The organism is Archangium violaceum, from assembly GCF_016887565.1.
GTDB classification, from domain to species: domain Bacteria; phylum Myxococcota; class Myxococcia; order Myxococcales; family Myxococcaceae; genus Archangium; species Archangium violaceum_B.
Genome location: NZ_CP069396.1, coordinates 3,815,809 through 3,830,511, shown reverse-complemented (window position 1 = coordinate 3,830,511; position 14,703 = coordinate 3,815,809). Strand labels below are relative to the sequence as shown.

12 protein-coding genes are annotated in these 14,703 nt (G+C 69.7%); 5 read left to right on the top strand and 7 right to left on the bottom strand.

Annotation, left to right across the window (positions count from 1 at the left end; translation table 11 throughout):
• Window positions 1-9 precede the first annotated feature (9 nt).
• Entirely contained in the window at window positions 10-1,449 is a 1,440-nt protein-coding gene (locus JRI60_RS15840) for an LVIVD repeat-containing protein (protein WP_204226702.1), read from the bottom strand.
• 180 nt (window positions 1,450-1,629) lie between these two features.
• Between JRI60_RS15840 and JRI60_RS15835 the strand changes: the two genes are divergently transcribed.
• From JRI60_RS15835 to JRI60_RS15820, 4 genes are all read left to right on the top strand, one after another.
• Window positions 1,630-5,157, top strand: a complete 3,528-nt coding sequence (locus JRI60_RS15835) for a PD40 domain-containing protein (protein WP_204226701.1) — start codon at window positions 1,630-1,632, stop codon at window positions 5,155-5,157.
• Between the two features lie 129 nt (window positions 5,158-5,286).
• The gene (locus JRI60_RS15830) at window positions 5,287-6,012 is read left to right on the top strand and encodes a Coq4 family protein (protein ID WP_239470544.1); all 726 of its coding nucleotides are present in this window, start codon (window positions 5,287-5,289) and stop codon (window positions 6,010-6,012) included.
• 16 nt (window positions 6,013-6,028) lie between these two features.
• On the top strand, window positions 6,029-6,700 hold the full coding sequence (locus tag JRI60_RS15825; RefSeq protein ID WP_204226699.1) for an SDR family oxidoreductase: 672 nt from the start codon (window positions 6,029-6,031) through the stop codon (window positions 6,698-6,700).
• Window positions 6,700-7,476 (top strand): SDR family NAD(P)-dependent oxidoreductase, encoded by a 777-nt coding sequence (locus JRI60_RS15820; protein WP_204226698.1) that lies wholly within the window; start codon window positions 6,700-6,702, stop codon window positions 7,474-7,476. The genes JRI60_RS15825 and JRI60_RS15820 overlap by 1 nt, the downstream gene beginning before the upstream one ends.
• Here JRI60_RS15820 and JRI60_RS15815 read toward each other — a convergent pair.
• On the bottom strand, window positions 7,473-7,940 hold the full coding sequence (locus tag JRI60_RS15815) for a DUF2892 domain-containing protein (RefSeq protein WP_204226697.1): 468 nt from the start codon (window positions 7,938-7,940) through the stop codon (window positions 7,473-7,475). The two genes, JRI60_RS15820 and JRI60_RS15815, sit on opposite strands and share 4 nt — an antisense overlap.
• A 146-nt stretch (window positions 7,941-8,086) precedes the next feature.
• Here JRI60_RS15815 and JRI60_RS15810 point away from each other — a divergent pair, with 146 nt between their 5' ends.
• Complete coding sequence (locus JRI60_RS15810; protein ID WP_239470543.1) at window positions 8,087-9,355, top strand: phospholipase D-like domain-containing protein; 1,269 nt, start codon at window positions 8,087-8,089, stop codon at window positions 9,353-9,355.
• A 109-nt stretch (window positions 9,356-9,464) separates the two neighbouring features.
• Here JRI60_RS15810 and JRI60_RS15805 read toward each other — a convergent pair whose 3' ends face one another.
• The 5 genes from JRI60_RS15805 to pbpC form a co-directional block, all read right to left on the bottom strand.
• Complete coding sequence (locus tag JRI60_RS15805; RefSeq protein WP_204226695.1) at window positions 9,465-9,668, bottom strand: hypothetical protein; 204 nt, start codon at window positions 9,666-9,668, stop codon at window positions 9,465-9,467.
• Window positions 9,669-9,772: 104 nt separating this feature from the next.
• The gene (locus tag JRI60_RS15800; RefSeq protein ID WP_204226694.1) at window positions 9,773-11,143 is read right to left on the bottom strand and encodes a hydroxysqualene dehydroxylase; all 1,371 of its coding nucleotides are present in this window, start codon (window positions 11,141-11,143) and stop codon (window positions 9,773-9,775) included.
• 20 nt (window positions 11,144-11,163) lie between these two features.
• Window positions 11,164-11,697 (bottom strand): DUF2243 domain-containing protein, encoded by a 534-nt coding sequence (locus JRI60_RS15795; RefSeq protein ID WP_204226693.1) that lies wholly within the window; start codon window positions 11,695-11,697, stop codon window positions 11,164-11,166.
• A 12-nt stretch (window positions 11,698-11,709) separates the two neighbouring features.
• A complete protein-coding gene (locus JRI60_RS15790) occupies window positions 11,710-11,970 on the bottom strand; it encodes a hypothetical protein (protein ID WP_204226692.1) in 261 nt (86 codons plus the stop codon).
• 228 nt (window positions 11,971-12,198) lie between these two features.
• On the bottom strand, window positions 12,199-14,568 hold the full coding sequence (pbpC, locus tag JRI60_RS15785; protein ID WP_204226691.1) for a penicillin-binding protein 1C: 2,370 nt from the start codon (window positions 14,566-14,568) through the stop codon (window positions 12,199-12,201).
• Window positions 14,569-14,703 lie beyond the last annotated feature (135 nt).

The window sequence follows — 14,703 nt, the reverse complement described above, 5'->3', positions numbered from 1 at the left end:
GCTCCTCACTCATGGCTCACGGAAGACGAGCAACCCGCGCGAAGTGTCGGTGGCGTAGATGAGTCCATCACCCGGCACCTTCACTCCGCTGAGGCCGTCGAGGAACGCGCGTCCACGGCCCGGGTCCGTCTCCCTCCACGTATTGTAGTACGCCACGGGCCGGAGATTCCTCGGGTCCGACACGTCCAACACCCTCAGTCCGTCCACGTTGTGCGCCACGTACAACCTGGACCCCACCAACGTCAGTCCGCTCACCGTCGATTCCGGCCTCAGCTCGTACCTGCCCAGCTCCGTGATGTTCTTGGGGTCCGTCACGTCCAGCGCACGCACCCGAGAACCCCAGCCTTCACTGGATTCGAAGGCGATGGTTTGATTTCCAATCTTGCCCACGGCCACCGGACGGCTCGTGGCGTTCTCGTAGCGGAAGCGGCCCAGCGATGACGGCTTGGTGACATCCGTCACGTCCGCCACCGCCAGCCCGTAGCGCCAGTGGCCGATGTAGAGCCGGTTGTCGAAGGCCATGCCCCCGAAGGGCAGCTCCGACGCGTTGGGGTTGCTGTCCTCCACGATGTAGCGCGACTTCAGCAGGGGCGACTCGGGCGCCGAGACGTCGTAGATGAGCACCTCGGCCCGGGGCGACGGCGACATCGCGTAAAGCCGATCCCCCTCCCCGAACAGGCCCCACACCTCCACGGCGGAGCTCGGGAGCGTCTTGAGCCACTTGGGGGCCTGCGGCCTGCTCACGTCGTAGACGTGGATGCCCTGGACGCTGCTGGACACGTAGAGCGTCTGCCCCTTCACCCAGACCTGGTGCCAGATGTCGTTGACGGGGGTGACCTCAGCCACCTTCTCGGGCACGGCCGTGCCGTCGAGCTTGTAGACGAAGAGCCCGTCCGCCTGCGCCGCCACGTAGGCGTACCCGCCCGCGACGAAGACATCCACCGGCGAGCCGCGCGGCAGGGCGACCTCCGACACCAGCTCCAACCCGGAGGCCTCCGCCTCCCCGGCCAGCCGCGACAGGCGCACCGCCTCGAAGGTGCCCTTCAGGTCCGCCGCGCCACTCACGCACCGGCGGAACTCGCCCTTCACCTGATCCGGCGTGGAGGACTGGCACCCCGCGAGCGCGAAGCGCAGGGGCTGGTAGCCCGTGGGCTGGAAGTCGCTGCCCAGGAAGAAGGTGTCGCCCCCCAGCTGCCGCTCCGTGAGCGCGACGCCGAAGAGAAACCCCTGCTCGCGCAGGCTCATCGCCCCCGGCGTGGTGGAGCCCGACAGCGACACGTTCACGTGCCAGATGCCATCCGTCTTCACGGTGGCGAACCCCGACCGGTCACAAGCGGACAGGTCGAAAGCCTCGAGCTGGCACTCCTTCTTCTCGGGCTCCTCCGTGTTCCCACAGCCGGTGGTGGCGAGGAACAGGGCCCCTGTCGTGGCAACCAGAAAACGATTCATGCGGCATGCATACCGGGCACCGGAGCGGGACGAAAGCATTGGTTCACCCAACACCCGGAGAGGAGGGGACGTGCACCGCTGAGCAATCGAGCCGAAGCGCTCGGCCGCCCACTCGTCTATATGAGGGAGCCTGCCTAGGTTCGGTCAATTCCCCGTCTCCCCTCCCGGGAGGTCGTCCCTGTGAATCGCCGTCTCCTCATCGTCACCCTCCTGGCCTTCTGGCTGCCCGATGCGGCCCTGGCCCAGGTCTACGTCGTGCCGCGCCGTGCCTACCGCTCGCCGGTCCGCACCTATGACTTCGAGTGGCGGCATCTGGACATCCTCGTCGGACCCCAGGCCGAGGGGGTGGCCCCGCCCCCGGCACACCGGGCCCATACCCAGCCGCCCGGAGCTCCGGGTGGCCCCACCCCCACCACCCCCAACCAGGCGCAGATGCGCGCGCCCAGTGGCCCCACGGTGGACGCGACGAAGATTCCCCCGTCGACCCAGACGCCTCCCGGCCAGGACTCCGAGCCCGGCACCGGCGGCGGCTCCATGGAATCCATCGAGCCGGGCAGCCCCACGCCCGTGGCGAAACAGACCGACGGCGGCACGCCCGATGAGCGCATCGCGAGCGGGAGCGACCTCTACGTCCCCATCGCCCTGCCCGACGGCGGCGTGCCGGACGGAGGCCCGTCCTACGCCACGTCGCTGGGCATGAAGAGCGGCGGCGTCCGCTTCTACTTCTACGAGAGCGAGCGCAACGTGGCCCAGTACGCCGCGCCCCAGCTCGAGGACGCCTACCGCTACCTGGTGGACCGCTTCAAGTTCGTCCCCACCCAGACGTTCCCCTACATCCTCTACAGCAGCTACCAGGAGTTCCTGCAGACCAACATCACCGCGGTCTCCGAGGGCACGCTGGGCGTCACCAGCACCCAGGGCAAGCTGGAGCTGACCCTGCCCTACCTGGGTGATCACCGGCTCTTCTCGGAGATCAGCTCCCACGAGATGGCCCACCAGTTCACCATCCAGAAGGTCCGCTTCCTCGCGGAGCAGGCCAAGGTGGGAGGGGATCCGCTCAACGGGATTCCGCTCTGGTTCATCGAGGGTCTGGCCGAGTTCTACGCCAAGGGCGGTCTGGATCCCGAGGGCGAGATGATGGTGAGGGATCTGCTCATCAACCCGGACCTGGCGCGCGGCTACGCCTTCCTCGACTTCTGGTCGCCCGGGCCCTACGGCTTCCTGTGGATCTACAAGGTGGGCCAGGCGCGCTGCCAGTTCCTGGAGGAGACGTACGGGGCGGGCTTCATCCAGAAGGTGTTGGACAACTCGCCCAAGCTCGTCTCCGGCACGGGCAACCAGCCCACCGTGCAGTTCGATGGGCTCATCGAGCTGCTCACCGGGGATGACCCGCAGCAGGTGTCCGCCAAGTTCGAGAACTGGCTGAAGCAGCGCGCCTACCGCACCTACCTCAAGGCCGAGCAGTCCACGCCCACGATGGAGCTGCTGCGCGAGCGCAAGGGCATCGTCACCGCGCTCAACAGCTCGCCCGACGGCCGCGTGCTCATCTACCGGAGCATCGTCCCGGAGACGGGCGAGAGCCAGCTCATCCTGGTGGATCCGCGCGCCCCCGACGAGTACGTGAAGGTGCAGGGTGACGGCGTGCCGGGCTACGAGTCGCTGCACCCCGTCTTCGGGCGCAACTTCGCCCTCAGCGCGGACAAGGTGGCCTTCGTCGCCGAGTCGCTCGCACGCGACACCATCTACATCCAGTCCTACACCCACAAGGCCGAGCCCGTGACGATGACCGGGACGCTGCCCTCGGGCCGCAGCTCCTACATGAGCAACCCCAGCGGGCTGAAGCGGACGCCGTACCGGGTGGATTTCGATCTGGGCGAGCGCGTGGCCTACAAGCTGACCAACCACGGGCTGATCGCCGCGTACTCGCCGGCCTTCTCTCCGGACGGCAAGAAGCTGGCCTTCATCGGCCTGAGCGAGGCGGGCACGCGCGACCTGTACGTGGTGTCCCTGGAAGATGGCCCCGACGTGGCGCCCCAGCAGCTCACCCATGACGTGTACGGCGAGCGCAGCCTCGCGTGGGGCCCCGCCGGCATCGTCTATGCCTCGGACGCCACCTCTCACGGCTACTACAACCTCTTCCGGGTGAAGCCGGAGAGCCCCGAGAAGGTGGAGCGCCTCACCACCGAGGCACGCGACCACTCGGATCCGACGGTGCTGCCGGACGGCCGCCTCTTCTTCGTGGCCTACGACAAGAGCCGCTCGGACCTGCACGAGTACACCGGCGGGGGCACCGTCGTGCGGCGCACGGACGTGACCACCGGCCTCTTCGAGCCGTGCCCCGCGCCGGATGGCAACCTGTGGCTGCTCTACCACCTGTCCGGTGAGCGCAAGCCGGCGCTGCTCAAGGCCCAGCAGTTGATGACCATCGCCACGGCCGCGCCGTCCCAGGCCGAGGACCAGGCACCGGCGCCCCTGCCCCAGCGCTCGCTGGCGGGTGCCGAGGCCTACCGGCCCTTCGCCCGGGAGAACATCGATCTGGGCCCCATCCTCGGCTTCGCCGGCGCGGGTGGCGGCGGCTTCGTGGGCCAGGCCTTCGCCTCCGCCACGGACCGGCTGCGCAACCACGCCGTGCTGCTCCAGGTCGCCGTGTATGGCTCCATCGACCTGACGGACGGCTACCTGCTCTACCTCAACCAGTCCCAGCGCACGACGTGGGGCGGCGGTCCCTTCCAGTCCCTGCGCTTCCGCGTGGACCAGACGCTGCGCGAGGCGGCCGGCAACCAGCTGCCCTACTACGCGCTCATCTCCGGTGAGCGCTTCTTCGGCGCCACCGGCATCGCACGCTACCCGCTGAGCACCTTCACCTTCCTGGAGGGCAACCTCAGCATCGGCGGCGTGTCGTACTTCCTCGACCGCGGCACCGCCTTCATCCTCAACCTGCCGGAGGTCAACGGCGTCGGAGACCTCTACACGCCGTGGCAAGAGGCCAACCGGGGCGCGCGCTTCCAGACGGAGGCGTCCGTGGCCTTCGGCTACAACACCCTGCGCCACCACTACACGGGCGTGCCCATCGCCGGCACCTCGTTCCTCGGCGAGCTCACCACCGGCGTGCAGCCCTTCAACCAGGAGGTCTTCGGCAACGTCCGCCTGGACGCCGAGCGCTACTTCCCCATCCCCCTGGGCAGCACGCACGTCCTGCTGCGCGGTGGCGCGGGCAGCAGCTTCGGCGGACGCTTCGCCCGCTCCTACTTCCTGTCCAGCTTCGACACCCTGCGCGGCGTGCAGTTCGGCAACGAGCAGTGGCTGCTCGGCCAGCACTACCTCTACTCCACCCTGGAGCTGCGCGTGCCGCTCGACGCGCTCATCCGCATCGCCTTCCTCAACACCATCATGGGCGTGGCGGGCTTCGATGTCGGTGGTGTGGGCGGCTCGGCCCGGGAGCTGTGGAACCGCCGCGTGCTCGATGCCGCCGTCGGCATCAACGTCGGCCTCGGCCCCATCCTCTTCCGCCTGCACTTCGCCTACCCGTTCGACATCAGCGCCCCCGCCGGCCGTCCCTCGGACAAGTGGGTGACGCAGTTCTCCATCGGCATGGCCGGGCTCGAGGGGTACCTGTTCAAGAACCAGGGGGCGCCTCCCGGCGCCAAGAAGGCCCCCGCGCCTCCCGTCACGCTCGGCGGCGGCGGCATGTACGTGGGCGGAAGATGATGCTCAGGGGTTGAACGAACCGGGGCGGTGCACTGGGGATTTGAAGGCCCCACCCGGAAGGACATACCGTTGGGTGGATGAGACGCCCGGGCACACGTCGTGCCCGGGCGTCGTCACTTGGAGGCACCAGTGCCCGAACAGTCCCCCGACGCGCTCGCACGTGAGCTGACGAAGCGGCGGGCCACACTCGCGGAAGCCATCCCCGTCCTGTCCACCTCCGGACTCCAGGCCGCCAGCGATGCCCTCCTGCTCGCGATACCTGGCTTCCAGCGGCTCTATACCGAGCGATGGGATCCCGCTCCCCTGGCGCCCGAAGCGCTCGTGACGATGCCGGTGGGCTCGTTCGGAAACGCCTATGCGCGTTACATGGAGCACTACCGGCTGTCCCCCGACTTCTTCCCCATCCAGACGCGGATCGGCGCGGACGCGACTCCCACGCAGTACGCCGTCCACCGGCTCAACAAGTGCCACGACTTCCTCCACGTGCTGGGCGCGTATGAGACGTCGGACGAGGACGAGGTCGCCGTCCAGTCGTTCGTGTTCGGCATGGCCCCCGTAGCGCTCGCCGTCTTCCTGGCGGAGGCGGCGGTCCATCCGGAGATCCAGCAGCAGCGCTACAAGCACCTGCGCGACATCTACGCGGGAGAGATCCAGACGGAGGACTTCGAGCGGGGGACCGCCGCCACGTCCTTGTTGGGCGAGCGCTTCGAGGCCCTGTTGGAGATGCCACTGGACCTGCTGCGGCGGCGGCTCGGCATCACCCCGAGAGCACCCGCGCTGGTGGGACGCGCCGGAGAGAACTCCTGCGGCGGCTTCACGGCCATACCGTTCTTCACACCCGCACTGGCGACCTGAGGTAGAGACACGGCTCATGAGCGCTCGGAATGCGATCGTCGTCGGTGGAACCGGCGACATAGGAAAAGCAGTCACCGCCAGACTGCGGGCGGAGGGCCTGCGCGTCGTGTGCGCCTCGAACGACGTGCGGCAGGAGACGCCCGACGAGATGCGGGTCGACGTCACGGACGAGGCCTCCGTGATCTCGCTGTTCGACCGGGCGGAGAAGCAGCTGGGCCCCCTCGCCCTCCTGGTCAACTGCGCTGGCTTCGGGGCCTTCACGCCACTCGAGGAGATGTCGCTCCACGACTGGCGCAAGACCCTCGACGTGAACCTGACGGGGACCTTCCTCTGCGCGCGTGAAGCGTTCAAGCGGATGAAGGCACACGGAGGCGGGAGGCTCATCCACATTGGCTCCGTGAGCGATCACCTCGCCCTGCCCATGAACGGGGCCTATGCCGCGTCCAAGCATGGGGTCCGAGGCCTGACGGGCGTCTTGAACGAGGAGGGGAAGCCCTACTCCATCCGGGCCACGCTCATCTCGCTGGGCGCCGTCTATACCTCCTTCTGGAGAACGCGCCCGGAGTTCAGCCCGGCCGACATGCTGTCCGTGGAGGAAGTGGCCCAGAGCATCTGGGAGATCGCCCGGAAGCCCTTGAACGTCCGGGTCGATGAGATCCGCCTCCTTCCCCCCAAGGGAGTCCTGTGATGGAGCGGCAACCGAGCGCGACGTTCGCACTCGTCACCGGAGCCAGCCGAGGGATTGGCGCGGCGATCGCGGAGGTTCTCGCGGAGAACGGCTTCCGGCTGGCCCTGTGGGGACGTGACGAGGAGGCCCTGTCCAGGGTCGAGAAGAAGCTGACCTCCACCGGAGCCCAGGTGCGGTCGTTCCTCTGTGATGTCGCGGACGAGGCCGCGGTGAACGCGACGCTCGGCAAGATCGAAGCGAGCCTGGGGGTTCCCGGGGTGATCGTGAACAACGCCGGCTATGGCGGACCCTTCCACCGCGTGGACGAGGTCTCCAAGGAGGAGTGGGACACCTTGTTCGGCGTGAACGTGGATGGCGTCCGCCACCTCTGCCGGTGGGCGCTCCCCCGGATGAAGGCGGGCGGTTACGGGAGGATCGTGAACATCTCCTCCATCCAGGGCCTGTTCGGCGGCGCGCTCTCCTCCACCTATGTGGCGACCAAGCACGCGCTCATCGGCTACTCCAAGGCCATCGCCGCCGAGTGGGGGCCCTACGGCATCACCTGCAATGCCGTGTGCCCCGGCTACACCGACACGGAGATGCTGGCGAAGGCGGACCCCGGGATGAGGAAGGAGCTGTTGCGACGGATTCCCGCCGGGAGGTTCGCGACCCCCGAGGAGGTGGCCAGGCTGGTGGCCTTCCTCGTCGGGCCCTTCGCGGGCTACATCAACGGCAGCGCGCTGGTGATCGACGGCGGCTTGTCGTCGCACCTGGCCAACGATCTGCCCTCGTTCTAGGACTGGGCGGCCACCAGCGCGGCGTTGGCCCGCGCCAGGGGGCCGCCTTCGTGCGGAATGCGCTCGAAGTCGCCTCGCAGCGCCTTGAGGGCGAACTTCTCCAGGTCGATCTCCCGCCGCGTCCGCGCTCCCAGCACCCGCACCAGCTCCGACAGCGGGCCGAAGCCGAAGATGCCGTGCTGTAGCAGCAGCCCCGCCGCCACCCCGCTCAGCACCCGCCACCCGCGGCCATCCTTCGCTCCCGCCACCAGCCCCAGCACCGTCACCGCCGACGCCGCCACCGTCACCACGCGGTTCAGGTCCCACTGGTGCTCCAGCTTCGCCAGGTACTCGCTGATGGCCGAGCGCTCCTGCTCCGCCATGTGCCGGACACACTTCTCCACCCGCTCATCGATCCGCCGGTTCACCCCATCCGGCGTATGCGTGCGCACCGCATCCGCCGACATCCGATTCCAGGATTCCATTTCGCCTCCCTCCACGCTGGTAGGCCACTTGACCGAAGGTAGGATGCGCTCCCCGCTCATGACAGGCAGGCGGACCCGGTCGTCTGCCCACGGCCCCCGCCTCGCTCCCCTGCGCGGCCCGCGAGCGGATGCCTAGCTTGGGTGGAGTGAAGCCTCTTCCACATCTCCTGCTCGCTTGCCTGCTCCTCGGCACGGCCTGCATCCACCGCGACCACCCGCAGGCGCTGCGCGTCCATGAGGACCTGCCGGCTTCGGGCCCGGACCTGTCGCTCGCCCTCTACCAGTCCGTGGGGGTGGGGCTGCGTCCGGGCCATGTGGTGGAGCTGGTGCAGGATGAGCGCATCCCCCAGTCCGTCGAGGCGGAGATCCGCCAGGCACGTGAATCGCTCCACCTGCTCGTGTCGAGCTGGCAGCCGGGCGAGGCCTCGGAGCGTCTCCTGCGAGCGCTCGCCGAGCGCCAACCGGGGGTGGTGTGCCGCGTGCTGGTGGATGCCTTCGAGAGCCCGGACTTCGTGGACGACATGCAGCCACGGCTCGTCCAGGCCGGATGCGAGGTGCGCACCTTCCGGCCCCTCATCGGGGAGACGGTGGTGTTCGACGACGAGCGGCTGAAGGCGCGCAACCACCGCCAGCTCGTCATCCGCGATGGACGCAGTGGCCTCACCGGAGGCTCCGGCGTGGGGCCGTCCTGGTGGCGCGGCGAGAAGGAGCGCACCGGGGCCGGGACGTGGCGGGACACCTACGTCCACGTGGAGGGCCCGGCCGTGCGCCAGTTGCAGCAGGCCTTCGCCAGGGATTGGCTGGAGGCGGGCGGCGGACTGCTCCCGGAGTCGGCCTTTCCCAGGCTCGAGCCCCAGGGCGAGGCCCGCGCCGGCTTCGTCGCGAGCACCGGCTCACCGACGCTCAGCCACTCCGAGCGCATGGTGCAGGTGCTGGCCGCCTCCGCCCGGCGGCGCCTGTGGCTCACCAACGCCTGCTTCATCCCCACCGCCGCCACGGTGGACACGCTCATCCGCAAGGCCCAGGAAGGCGTGGACGTGCGCATCCTCGTGCCCGGCCTGCTCCGAGGAGACTCCCGGGGAGTGCTCTCCGCGCAGCGCGCCACCTATGAGCGCCTGCTGGCCAACGGCGTCCGGCTCTGGGAGTACCAACCGGCCTCCCTGCACGCCAGCACCCTGCTGGTGGACGAGCGGCTGACGGCCGTGGGCTCCACCCACCTGGAGCCCCAATCCAACGCCATGCTCGAGGAGGGGGCTCTGGTCGTCGAGGATCCCCAGCTCGCCCGCGCGCTCGCCGAGAGCTTCGAGCGCGACCTGCGGCACGCGGTGGAGGTCCGCTGGGAGGGGTGGCGGCAGCGCGGCGTGTTCGATCGCTTCAGCTACCAGCTCCCGCCCTCCGTCACCGGCTGCCGGTGAGCGGAGAGAGAGAGGCTCGCGCCAGTGGCGAAGGGCCTTGGGGGGGTTGGGTTGGGGGTGCCCCCCACCACTGGCGCGAGCCTTCAATCATGCGAGGGGCCACGAGGGCTCAATACGTGCCGCCCTCCTCACCCACCGCCTCTGTCGTGAAGCCGCAGCCACCCTCTTCTCCCAGGGCCTGGGTGGTGACGGTACCGCCCTCCTCGCCCTCCGCGAGCGTGGTGACCTTCTCGCGGCCACCCCGCACCTGCTCCAGGTCCTTCGTGGGCAGCTCGTAGTCGATGAAGGTCTTCTTCCTGTCGGTCTTGCGCATCGCACTCTCCGGTGACCAGTCGTCCTCGAAGGAGGACGCCCTATCTGGTTCAGGTGGAGAGCGCTGGCGCGCCGTGTGATGCCGGACATGACGAGCGCGGAGGCTCAGTCCTTCCGCTCGGAGAGCGAGCGGAGGACCTCCTGCGCACAGGCCTTGCCGCCCCGGACGGCCCCCTCCTGGCTGCCGAAGAAGGGTTGCTGCGTCCAGTCTCCCGCGAGGAAGAGGTTGGGCACGGGCGTGGCCTGGGCCGGACGCTGGGACATGGCCCCCGGTAGCGGGCGCACCAGGTGCTTGTGGTGCTTGAGCACCACGGACTTCACCACCTTCGCCTCGCGAATGGCGGGCTGCACCTTCCCGAGCGAATCACACACACGCCGCACCAGGACCTCGTCCGGATCCCCGAGCAGATCATCCGCGGGCGAGACGATGACCGACAGGCGGCTGCCCTCGCCATAGGGGTAGGCGTTGCGCGACTGGTCCTGGTAGACGCACGCATGGCTGTGGGCCACGAGGGTGAAGGCCTGGGTGCCGCCCACGACGTCACGGTCGAACCAGAGCTGCACGGAGATGGCGGGGGCCACCGGCAGCGCGGCGAGCCGCTCGAAGAAGGGCTCCCGCCGCAGGGGCGCGGGGATCAGCGGCACCAGCGCCCAGACGGGAATGGCCGCGACGTACACATCTGCCTGGAGCCGCTCTCCGTCCTCGAGGACGAAACCGTCCACCGCCCCGCCCCCCCTTCCGGGGATGTAGAGGATCTCCCGCAGCTTCACGCCGGTGCGGATCGCCGCGCCCCGGTCCCGCAGGTAGTTCGCGAGCGGTTGGAAGAAGAGCTCCTCGCGCGCGCCGCGATAGCCCCCCAGCAGCGCATGCGGCAGGTCATGGGCGATGTGGTGGATCCACCCGAGGAAGTTGTAGGCGGAGAACTGCTCGGGCTCGCTGAACTGGATGCCGCGGCAGAAGGGGCGGATGAAGCGCTCCAGCACGGTGACGTCTCCGCTCACGCGCTCCCACCAGTCGACGATGGTCTCGCCATCGTGCTGGGCGCGCAGGTGCTCCAGGGAGAGCACCCCCGGCGCGGCGAGGGGCAACAGCGACAGCTTGTCCAGGGGCCCGAGGTAATCGTTCTGCCCCGCGATGCTCACCACCGTCTTCACGGGCGAGCGCAGCGGGTTGATGAAGAACGTCGCCTGCGCTCCGTCGGGGTCCTGCAGCCGCACCTCCTGCATCCAGAAGAGCGCGGCGTCCGGATCGCTCCCGACCTCCCGCAGGAGCGTCTTGAGCTCGGAGTACACCCCGAGGAAGAGGTGCAGCCCCTGCTCCACCCAGTCCCCGTCCTTGTCGCGGAAGGTGGAGGCTCGCCCCCCGAGGTACGGCAGGCCCTCGACGAGCGTCACCGAGAAGCCCTGGTCCACGAGGTACTTGGCGCACGTGAGCCCCGCCAGCCCTCCACCCGCGATGACGACCCGCTTCGCCATGTCCGGCCTCCCCTATGTCCCTAGGTCCGCCCCGCCGCCAACCGCTCCCCGGCCACGCGACGCACGGGAGCGCCTCGAGGGCGGGAGTGCTCACGGCCCGCCCGGATCAACGCCCAACCCCCGACCACCAGCAGAGCGCCGAAGAGGAGAAAGCCCACGTCCCACGCGAGCTGGTTCGCGCCAGGGTGGACATGGTGGATGCCGAGCCACTGATGATCGATGAGCCCCTCCACCACGTTGAACGCGCCCCACCCCAGCGAGAGCGAGCCCACGAAGGTGCGGGTGGACCAGGGCACCTCGGGGCGCTTGCCCGCGCGCCACAGCAGGCCGATGCCGATGGCCGTGACGAGCCACGTGAAGGCATGGAAGAGGCCGTCCCAGAACATGTTGACCTTCATCGCCACGAGGTCCGTGGGAGGCAGGCGGGACGAGAGCATGTTGTGCCACTGGAGCAACTGGTGCAGCAGGATGCCGTCGACGAAGCCTCCCAGGCCGGTGCCGAGCAGCACGCCCGCCGAGATGACCGCCCCCTGATGCCGAGGATTGTCCGCCATCACGCCCTCCCCTCACGAGCCGACTTCGGATTCCTCGCGGGCCCGTGCCGCGGACACGTCTCGCGGCGACAGTCCGACGCGGTACAGCAGGGCACTGAGCGCCCCGATGAGCAGGAACGGGACGACCACCACCATCAGATGGCCCCAGAAGTCCTCGCCCATGACCGAGGCCCTCACCCCGCGCGCGGTAGGACAATCCGGGCAGGCGAGCGCGACCGTCGACACCAGCGAGACCGCCAACACCGCGAGAGGCTGAAGCCGGCTGTAGCTCATCGAACGGACCCCAGGTGGGTGCTCCGCTCCGAGGGTAAGCATGGAACTGGGACGGAACAGGAAACGCGGATGCCAGGCAGCCGGGTGAGGGGCGGAACGCCAGGGACTTCCCGTCAGAGTGGGGAGGGACAATGCGCTCCATGCGCGCCCTCCAGCACTCCCTGCTCGTGTTCCACGCCCGGCTGGCGTCCGCCCTGTTCTTCACCGCGCTGCGATGGAACGTGAGGCTCAGCGGCGCTCGCGCACCACCAGCGTCCGGCGCGCGCTGAGCCCCCGCTCGTCCGAGACGAGAATCTCGTGCGTGCCCGGCGAGGGCGCCCACCACACCCGCTCGTCCGCCTTCGCCGAGGCCAGGAAGGCCCCGTCCACGAACCACGTCAGCTGCCGGTCTCCGTCGGCCTCGGCCTCCAGCGGCACCTCCTGCTGATCCGCCGCCACTCCCGGAATGAGGAGCGACACCTGCCCATGTCCGGGGGAGATGATCTCCGGCGCCCGCAGCGCGCCCCCCGGCTCGCAGCCGGGTGCGTAGGAGGGAGGCTGGGGCAGCAGCCGGTGCTGATCCACCAACCAGCGCCGGATGCTCGCCGGCCAGGTGAGGTACACGCGCGACTCCGTGCTCCGGCCGGCCCGGCACGCGGGGCTCACCGCCAACCCCGTCTTCACGTCCACCTCCACCCGCTGGTGGTAGGGGCAGGACTCGGTGGGGACGTGGCTGCGCCTGGCGAACACCATGCGCCGCTGCGTGCACGCCTCCGTGGGCAGGTGGCCCGAGTAGGCGCACACCTCCACCTGGGTGAGCTCCGAGGGCACCACCGCGTCCGAGTCCTCGAGCCGACCCCGGGGCCCCAGTGCCTCCAGGATGTCGAAGAGGAGCGGCCCCGACGCCTCGGCCCCCACCAGGTGCACGCTGGGGGAGTTGTCGAAGTTGCCCAACCACACCACCGCGGTGTGCCGGGGCCCCGAGCCCGCCGCCCACGCGTCGCGGTGACCGAAGCTCGTTCCCGTCTTCCAGTGCACCCGGGGCGGCAGACCCGTCAGCTTGCGGCGCGCCGGGAAGTCCGGCCGGTCCTTCAGCGACAGCGCGCGCCGGGTGAGCCATGCGGCCCCGGGGGAGAAGAGCACCTGGTCACTGGCCTCGGGCCGGCCCTCCTCCAGCAACTTCAGCGGGCGCGCGTGACCGTCCTCGGCGATGGCCAGGTAGACGCCCGCGACCTCCAGCGGCGTGAGCTCGATGCCCCCCACCGCCGCCGAGAGCCCGTAGTAGCCCGGGTCCGGCTGGAGGCTCGTCGCCCCCGTCTGGCGCAGCGCGCCCAGGAAGCGCTCCACCCCGAGCCGCTGGAGCAGCTTCACGAAGGGCATGTTGAGCGACTGCGAGAGCGCGTCCTCCAGCCGCACCAGCCCCTGGAAGCGCCCGTCGAAGTTGCGCGGCGCATAGGTGCCGTACGCGGCGGGGATGTCCGCCACCAGCTGCTCCGGCCCGGCCAGCCCCTGATCGATGGCCAGCGCGTAGATGAGCGGCTTGAGCGCCGAGCCCGGCGAGCGCGTCGTGGCGAAGCCCGCGAGCTGCCCGCCGTGCTCCGTGTCGAAGAAGTCGAAGTTGCCCACCAGCGCGCTCACCTCCGCGCGCTCGCGGTCCACCACCACCGCCGTCCCGTTGTGGATGCCCCTGGCGCCCAGCTCCGGCGCGGCGTCCCGCATCACCCGCTCCACGAGCCGCTGCGCGCCCGCGTCCAGCGTGGTGCGCAACCGGGCCTGTCCCGGCCGCTGAGCCCGCAGCCACACCGCCGCGTGGGGGGCCTCGCGGGGAAAGGGGGTGAGCCGCTCCGGCACCCGCGTGGCACGGACCTCGGCCAGCGCGGCCTCCGCCGTCACCCGGGCGCCCTCCGGCCCCAGCGGCAGCGCCCGCGCGTCGAAGAGCCGCTGCGCCACGTCGTCCCGAGCCACCTTCAGCCGCGCCGCGTTCGCCGGCGAGGGGAAGCGCCGGTTGGGGTTCTGCGGCACCGCCAGCAGCGTCGCCATCTCCGCCGGGCTCAGGTGTGTCGCCCGGTGCCCGAAGTACGCCAGCGCCGCCGCCTCCACCCCCTCCACGTTCCGCCCGTAGGGCACGAACTGCAGGTACGCCGAGAGGATCTCCTCCTTGGACAGCCACAGCTCCAGCTGCGCCGCGCGAAGGGACTCGATGAGCTTGGACGTGAGCGTGCGGGGCCGAGGCTCCAGCACCCGCACGAGCTGCATGGTCAGCGTGGAGGCCCCGGACACCCGCCGGCCCCGTGACACGTTCGTCACCGCCGCGCGGACGATGGCGAGCGGATCCACCCCGCCATGCCAGTGGAAGCGCTTGTCCTCCAACGCCAGCAGGGCCTGGACATACGCCGGGTCCACCTCCGCCAGGACCGTGGGCACCCGCCACCGCTCGTCCGGCGCCAGGAAGACGTGCGCCGGCGTGCCGTCCCGGTACTCCACCAGCACCGAGTGCGACTCGGAGAGGCGCTCGGGCAGGGGGACGAGCCACGCCGCGCACAGGACGGCGAGAACGAGGAACAGGAGGGAGAGGGCCCCCTGGAGGAGCCTCTTCCCGGAGAGACGAAGTAACGGCATGGGAACCGGAGGACCGACTCCACGTTATCAGCTCCACCCGGAGAGGGCGGGCGTGCACTGTCAGCCACCGTATTTTCCCAGAATCCTCGAATGAGCGGATATTCCGCTTGAAAGCGGTTTCATGCTAAGCCCCTC